The organism is Nocardioides sp. (assembly GCF_035429765.1).
GTDB lineage: Bacteria > Actinomycetota > Actinomycetes > Propionibacteriales > Nocardioidaceae > Nocardioides.
In genome coordinates, this window is sequence record NZ_DAOMFK010000187.1 from 1 (window position 1) to 6,369 (window position 6,369).

The 6,369-nt window shown below is 73.7% G+C and carries 8 protein-coding genes; 4 read left to right on the forward strand and 4 right to left on the reverse strand.

Going from position 1 to position 6,369, the window contains the following annotated elements; translation table 11 throughout:
- The coding region (gene cofC, locus PLP61_RS13940; RefSeq protein ID WP_324503348.1) for a 2-phospho-L-lactate guanylyltransferase at positions 1-635 on the reverse strand (635 nt) is incomplete at its 3' end.
- Between the two features lie 134 nt (positions 636-769).
- Between cofC and PLP61_RS13945 the strand changes: the two genes are divergently transcribed.
- Both PLP61_RS13945 and PLP61_RS13950 read left to right on the forward strand, forming a co-directional pair.
- A complete protein-coding gene (locus PLP61_RS13945; RefSeq protein WP_324503349.1) occupies positions 770-1,540 on the forward strand; it encodes a lysophospholipid acyltransferase family protein in 771 nt (256 codons plus the stop codon).
- Positions 1,537-2,538: an NAD(P)H-dependent glycerol-3-phosphate dehydrogenase gene (locus PLP61_RS13950; RefSeq protein ID WP_324503350.1), complete on the forward strand. Its 1,002-nt coding sequence runs from the start codon at positions 1,537-1,539 to the stop codon at positions 2,536-2,538. The genes PLP61_RS13945 and PLP61_RS13950 overlap by 4 nt, the downstream gene beginning before the upstream one ends.
- Before the next feature lie 6 nt (positions 2,539-2,544).
- Here PLP61_RS13950 and PLP61_RS13955 read toward each other — a convergent pair whose 3' ends face one another.
- A complete protein-coding gene (locus PLP61_RS13955; RefSeq protein WP_324503351.1) occupies positions 2,545-3,618 on the reverse strand; it encodes a trans-sulfuration enzyme family protein in 1,074 nt (357 codons plus the stop codon).
- A gap of 30 nt (positions 3,619-3,648) precedes the next feature.
- On the opposite strand from PLP61_RS13955, the gene PLP61_RS13960 reads away from it, so the two are divergent.
- Positions 3,649-4,770, forward strand: a complete 1,122-nt coding sequence (locus PLP61_RS13960) for a D-alanine--D-alanine ligase family protein (RefSeq protein WP_324503352.1) — start codon at positions 3,649-3,651, stop codon at positions 4,768-4,770.
- A gap of 7 nt (positions 4,771-4,777) precedes the next feature.
- Here the strand turns inward: PLP61_RS13960 and PLP61_RS13965 are convergent, their stop codons facing one another.
- A complete protein-coding gene (locus PLP61_RS13965; RefSeq protein ID WP_324503353.1) occupies positions 4,778-5,269 on the reverse strand; it encodes a DUF3515 domain-containing protein in 492 nt (163 codons plus the stop codon).
- 28 nt (positions 5,270-5,297) lie between these two features.
- A complete protein-coding gene (locus PLP61_RS13970) occupies positions 5,298-5,534 on the reverse strand; it encodes an Lrp/AsnC family transcriptional regulator (RefSeq protein ID WP_324503354.1) in 237 nt (78 codons plus the stop codon).
- Between the two features lie 125 nt (positions 5,535-5,659).
- On the opposite strand from PLP61_RS13970, the gene PLP61_RS13975 reads away from it, so the two are divergent.
- Positions 5,660-6,369 (forward strand): AIR synthase related protein (locus tag PLP61_RS13975; RefSeq protein WP_324503355.1); only part of this gene is annotated, 710 nt, incomplete at its 3' end.

The window sequence follows — 6,369 nt, forward strand, 5'->3', positions numbered from 1 at the left end:
TAGTTCTGGTCGCCTGCGCAGCGGGAGGCCAGGGCCGCGCCGGGCCGTCCCCCCACCCCCAACGTGCAGGCCCGGCCCAGGTCCTCGGGATCGTCCACGTCGAGCCTGAGCGTCGTCAGCTCCCCCGCAAGGGCGCGGGCTCCGGCCTCCATGTGCCTGGCCGCGGAGCCAGGACCGAACCGGGGGGCGAACAGGTCGTAGGGGGCGGTGTACAGCGTGGTGCCGGTGCCGTGGTGGTCCACGACGACGGCCGCCCCGTCGTCCCCAGCCACCGCCCCGAGCGCGGCGGCCAGGTCGGTGGACGTGAGCGCCGGGAGGTCCCCGCACAGCGCCACCGGACGGGCATCGGGCCACCGCGGACCTGCCCACCTGGCCGCGTCCGACAGCGCCTCGTTCAGGCCGCCGGGGTCCGGCACGACGTCGCACCCGCGGGCGCGCATCCGGGAGGCGACGTGGCGGTCGCCGGTCGCCACCACCACCCGGCGTACCCCCGGCGTGGCCGACGCGGCGGCGACGGTGTCCTCCGCGAACGCCAGCGCCAGCGCCTCGCGGGTCGCGGGTCCGAGCGCCGTCAGGCGCGACTTGCCCACCCGGGGTGACTTCACCGGCACCAGCACGACGAACGACGGGGTCACGTCCAGGAATCCTGCCAGTGCGCGCACGCGTGCGTTGCGCGGGGACCGGGTGAACGATGGGCGAGTAGCCTGCTCTCCGACGCACAGGCGACCGAACGAAGGCAGGCGGGGCGCTGACGAGGAGGAGAAGGGCGATGCCGGTACGCAAGCTCTCCCAGAAGCGCGGCTGGGCGTGGGGCATCGGGGTTGCCCTCGTCAAACCCACCCTGCTCGCGGCGAGCTCACGGACGTGGATCGACGGTGAGAAGATCCCCGCAACCGGCGGCTGCGTCGTGGTGTTCAACCACGTCTCGCACATCGACCCGCTGATGGCGGCGCACATCCTCTACGACCACGGCCGGCTGGCCCGCTACCTCGCCAAGTCGGGGCTGTTCCGCAACAAGGCGTTCGCCCGGTTCCTCCGCGACGCCGGCCAGATCCCGGTGGAGCGGCTGAGCCGCAACGCGGCCGGCGCCTACGACGCCGCGGTGGCGGCGGTCCGCGCCGGCGAGTGCGTCGTGGTCTACCCCGAGGGCACGCTGACGCGAGACCCGGACCTGTGGCCGATGGCGGGCAAGTCCGGCGCCGCCCGGATCGCGTTGGCCACCGGCGCCCCGGTGATCCCGATCGGGCAGTGGGGGCCGCAAGAGCTGCTGGCGCCGTACGCCAAGAAGCCCGACTTCCTGCCCCGCAAGCACATCACGATGAAGGTGGGCGACCCGGTGGACCTGCACGACCTGGCCGACCAGCCGCTCACCCCGGCCGTCGTTCAGCAGGCCACCGACCGGATCATGGACGCGCTCACGGCGCTGGTGGCCGACCTGCGTGGTGAGACGCCGCCGGCGGTGCGGTTCGACCCGGCGAAGGCCGGGGTGCGCCGGACCGGCAACCCCAAGAAGCAGCCCCCGCGGAAGGAGAGCCCATGACCCGCGTCGCGGTCTTCGGAGCGGGATCGTGGGGGACGGCGTTCTCCATCGTGCTCGCCGACGGCGGGAACGAGGTGACCGTCTGGGGACGCCGGGAGGAGGTCTGCGAGGCGATCAACCTGCGGCACGAGAACGCCGACTACCTGCCCGGCGTCGAGCTCCCGCCCACGATCAGCGCCACCCACGACCCCGAGCGTGCCGTCGCCGGAGCCGAGGTGGTGGTGCTGGCAGTGCCCTCCCAGACGCTGCGCGGGAACCTCGCCGAGTGGGCGCCCGTGCTGCCCCCCGGAGCGGCGCTGGTGTCGCTGATGAAGGGGGTGGAGCTGGGCACCCTGGACCGGATGAGCGAGGTCATCGGCGAGGTCACGGGAGCGGACCCGGGTCGGATCGCGGTGATCAGCGGCCCCAACCTCTCCCGCGAGATCGCCCGCCGCGAGCCGGCAGCCTCGGTGGTCGCGTGCGCCGACGAGGACATGGCCAAGCGCCTGCAGGACCTCTGCCACTCGCCGACGTTCCGCCCCTACACCAGCGTGGACGTGGTGGGCTGTGAGCTCGGGGGCGCCTACAAGAACGTCGTGGCGCTGGCCGTGGGCATGGCCGTGGGCATGGGGTACGGCGACAACACCACCGCCTCGGTCATCACCCGCGGCCTGGCGGAGACCGCCCGCCTGGCCGTCGCCCTGGACGCCAACCCGCTCACGCTGATGGGGCTGGCGGGGCTGGGTGACCTGGTCGCGACCTGCTCCTCGCCGCTCTCACGCAACCGCACGTTCGGCGAGAAGCTGGGCAAGGGGATGACGACCGAGGAGATCGTCGCCTCGACCCGCCAGGTCGCCGAGGGCGCCAAGTCCTGCTCCTCGCTGCTGGCGCTGGCCCGGCGCACCGGCGTCGACGCCCCCATCGCCGAGCACGTCGACGCGGTGGTGGCCGGCCGGATGACCGCGAGCGACCTGGTCCGCGCGTTCACCGCGAGGGACACGAAGGCCGAGACCGACTGAGGCGCCTCAGCGAAGTACGTCGAGCGCGGCCGCAAGGTCGGCCCAGAGGTCCTCGACGTCCTCGATGCCGACCGAGAGGCGGACCAGGCCCTCGGGGATCGTCAACGGCTCGCTGCGCCACCGACGACGACGCTCGAATGTGGACTCCACCCCGCCCAGGGAGGTGGCGTGCACCCACAGAGAGGTGCTCCGGGTGAGCCGGTCGCCGGCCTCCGCGCCGCCGGACAGCACCACGGACACCATCGCGCCGAAGCCCGGGTAGCGCACCTCCTCCACGGCCGGGTGCCCGGCCAGCCGCCGGGCCAGCTCGCGGGCGTTGCCCTCCGCGCGGTCCAGCCGCACGTGCAACGTGCGCAGCCCGCGCAGCGCCAGCCACGCCTCGAACGCACCGGGGATCGCACCGACCAGCTCACGACGGCCCCGGAGGGCGTCGTACACCTCCTCCTCGCGGGTGAGGACCGCCCCCATCAGCAGGTCGCTGTGGCCGGAGAGGTATTTCGTCGCCGAGTGGACCACCAGGTCCGCGCCGTGCTCGAACGGGCGCTGGCGCAGCGGAGTCGCGAACGTGTTGTCGACGACGACCCGGGCCCCTGCCCGGTGTGCCGCCTCGATGATCCGCGGCAGGTCGGCGACCTCGAGCGCCGGGTTGGTGGGCGACTCCAGCCAGACGAGGGCGGCGTCGGCGCTGGCGGCGAGGACCGCCTCGGTGTCGGTGACGTCGACGAGCACCGCCTCCAGCCGTCCCCGCACCTCGAGGTCGGCCAGCTGCATGGTGACCCCGTTGTAGGCGTGCCGGGGAGCGACCACCCGGTCACCGGCGGCCACCAGGTCGAGGACCGTTGCCACGGCGGCCAGCCCGGAGGCGAAGGTCAGGCACCGGCCCCCCTCGAGGGCGCCGAGCGTCTCCTCGAACGCCTCCCACGTGGGGTTGGCGTAGCGGCCGTACTCCCTGACACCGCCCGCACCGTACGTCGAGGCCAGCGTGATCGGCGGGTTGAGCGGCTGATCGGGGCCGTGGTCGGGACGCCCCGCTGACACGACGACGGTGGCGGGCGTGAGCGCGGGCGGGTCGGACGGCATACGGCCAGCCTAGGCAATAGGGTCGTGGCGATGAACGAGCCCAAGCGCAAGCCCCGCGTCGCGGTGGTCTTCGGCGGACGGTCCAGCGAGCACGCCATCTCGTGCGTCACCGCCGGAAGCGTGCTGCAGGCGATCGACCGGGAGAAGTACGACGTGGTGCCGGTCGGCATCGCCACCGATGGCCGGTGGGTGCTGGAGTCCGAGGAGCCGGAACGGCTGCGCATCGACAGCCACGACCGGCTGCCGAGCGTGGACGCCGGCCGGGCGTCGGTCGCCCTCGCACGTGACGGCGGAGGTGCCGAGCTGGTGGTCTCCGAGCCGTCGAGGCCGCCGCGGACGCTGGGCGAGGTCGACGTGGTCTTCCCGCTGCTGCACGGGCCGTGGGGCGAGGACGGCACCATCCAGGGGATGCTCGAGATGGCCGGCGTTCGCTACGTCGGCGCCGGGGTACTGGCCTCGGCCGTGAGCATGGACAAGGGCTACATGAAGGTCGTGCTCGCCGCCGCGGGGCTGCCGGTGCTGCCGTGGGTCACGCTCACCCGGCGGCAGTGGGAGGAGGACCCGCAGGGGTGCCGCGCGCGGGTCGCGGACCTGGGCTACCCGCTGTTCGCCAAGCCGGCCCGCGGGGGTTCCAGCATCGGCATCTCCAAGGTCCACGACGCCGCTGAGCTCGACGCCGCGGTCGAGGAGGCGCAGCGCCATGACCCGAAGGTGCTCCTGGAGGTGGCGGCCGAGGGCGCGCGCGAGGTCGAGTGCGGGGTGCTCCAGGGGCTGGACGGCGCCCCGGAGGCCAGCGTGCCCGCCGAGATCAGGATCGGCGGGGACCACGAGTTCTACGACTTCGCCGCGAAGTACCTCCCCGAGGAGCACACCGAGCTCGACGTCCCTGCCGTGCTGGCCGCCGGGGTGGCCGAGCGGCTCCAGGACCTCGCCGCGCGCGCGTTCGAGGCGGTCGGCTGCGAGGGGCTGGCCCGCATCGACTTCTTCGTGATGCCCGACGGCACCGTGGTGGTCAATGAGATCAACACGATGCCGGGCTTCACCCCGACGTCCATGTTCCCGCGGATGTGGGCCGCCTCCGGGCTGGACTACCCGGCGCTGGTCGACCGGCTCCTCCAGCTGGCGCTGGCCCGCGGCACCGGGCTGCGCTGACGGGCACTCACACGCAGGGCTTGCGGAGCCGGGTGTGCTCCTTGATCGCGGGCGCCAGGTCGACCATCGCGGCGGCCGGCCCTGCGGGGCGGTACGACGAAGGCACCCGCACCTGCACCACCGGCCGCCTCCCGATGGTGGTCATCACCACGTCGAGCCCCTGGTCGGAGACCTGCTCCTCCGGGACGTACCAGCCGACGCCGTCGGCCTCCTCGCACGCCGCGAACCGGTCGAAGTCCGGGGGCATCGTCCCGCCGCAGGTCAGCGTGATCGCCGGGTCGCCCCAGGCGGCGCCCAGCGCGTCCTCGGGGTCGACCGGACGCCGGAGCTCGTCGTCCACCGTGTCGGGGAGGGCGTCGAGGAGCCGCTGGCACGCGGCACCCACGACCGGCGAGGGCGTGGGGGAGTCGAGCGGCACCTTGTCGGACTCGCAGCCGGCCAGGGCGAGGGTGGCGGCCAGCAGGCCGCACGTGGCGACGCCCCGTGTCCTTCGGGACACGGGGCGCCGACGGGGCAGGGTCAACGGCTCAGATGTGGACGACCGGGCAGGTGAGGGTCCGGGTGATGCCGTCCAGCGTCTGCACCTTCGCCACGACCAGCTTGCCGAGCTCGTCGACGTTGCGTGCCTCGGCGCGCACGATCACGTCGTACGGTCCGGTCACGTCCTCGGCCAGGGTGACCCCCTTGACCTGAGCGATCTCCTTGGCGACCTCGGCGGCCTTGCCGACATCGGTCTGGATCAGGATGTAGGCCTGCACGACCATGGGGACTCCTCGGTTCGACGGCGGACTTCGACCCCGCCAACCTACCGCGCCACGGGCAGGACCCGATAGCCGCGTCTCGCCGCGTCGAGGGCCCCGGGGGCGGGGCGATCTGGTGGGATGGGCCTATGGCGATCCCACCCGACGCGACCCTGGCCGACGCCGGGGAGTTCGGCCTGCTGCGCACGCTCACGCCGCTGTTCGAGCAGGACGAGAACGTGCTCGTGGGGCCCGGGGACGACGCCGCCGTGCTGCGGGTGCGGACCGGCCACGTGGTCGTCTCCACCGACGTCATGGTGGAGGGCCGCCACTTCCGCCGTGAGTGGTGCTCGGCCGCTGACATCGGGCACCGTGCCGCCGCGCAGAACCTCTCCGACGTCAACGCGATGGGCGGCCGCGCCGCCTGGCTGACCATCGGCCTGGCCGCCCCGCCGGACCTGCCGGTCCAGTGGGCGGTGGACTTCGCGACCGGGTTCGCCGAGGAGGCGGCCCTGGTCGGCGCGCACGTGGTGGGTGGCGACCTGACCTCCGCCGACCAGGTGGTCGTGGCCGTGACCGTTCTGGGGTCGTGCACGGTGGCCCCGGTGCTGCGCTCGGGCGCCGAGGCGGGTGACGTGGTCGCGCTGGCGGGACGCCAGGGCTGGGCCGCGGGCGGGCTCGCCGTGCTGGGCCGCGGCTTCCGCTCGCCCCGGGCGCTGGTCGAGGCCTACCGCCGCGGGATCTTCCCGTGGCCGGCGCGCTCCATGCCGATGCTGTGGTATTGCCCGCGCCGCCGGGCGATTCTCCAGTTCGACCAGATCCACCTCGGGCGGAGCCTCGCTCGGGTGCGCCGGCAATA

What these genes read in the sequence shown, in the direction of transcription:
- PLP61_RS13960 (WP_324503352.1), top strand. Translation starts at nt 3,649, where the DNA reads ATGAACGAGCCCAAGCGCAAGCCCCGCGTCGCGGTGGTCTTCGGCGGA.
- PLP61_RS13955 (WP_324503351.1), bottom strand. Translation starts at nt 3,618, where the DNA reads ATGCCGTCCGACCCGCCCGCGCTCACGCCCGCCACCGTCGTCGTGTCA.
- PLP61_RS13950 (WP_324503350.1), top strand. Translation starts at nt 1,537, where the DNA reads ATGACCCGCGTCGCGGTCTTCGGAGCGGGATCGTGGGGGACGGCGTTC.
- PLP61_RS13970 (WP_324503354.1), bottom strand. Translation starts at nt 5,534, where the DNA reads ATGGTCGTGCAGGCCTACATCCTGATCCAGACCGATGTCGGCAAGGCC.
- PLP61_RS13945 (WP_324503349.1), top strand. Translation starts at nt 770, where the DNA reads ATGCCGGTACGCAAGCTCTCCCAGAAGCGCGGCTGGGCGTGGGGCATC.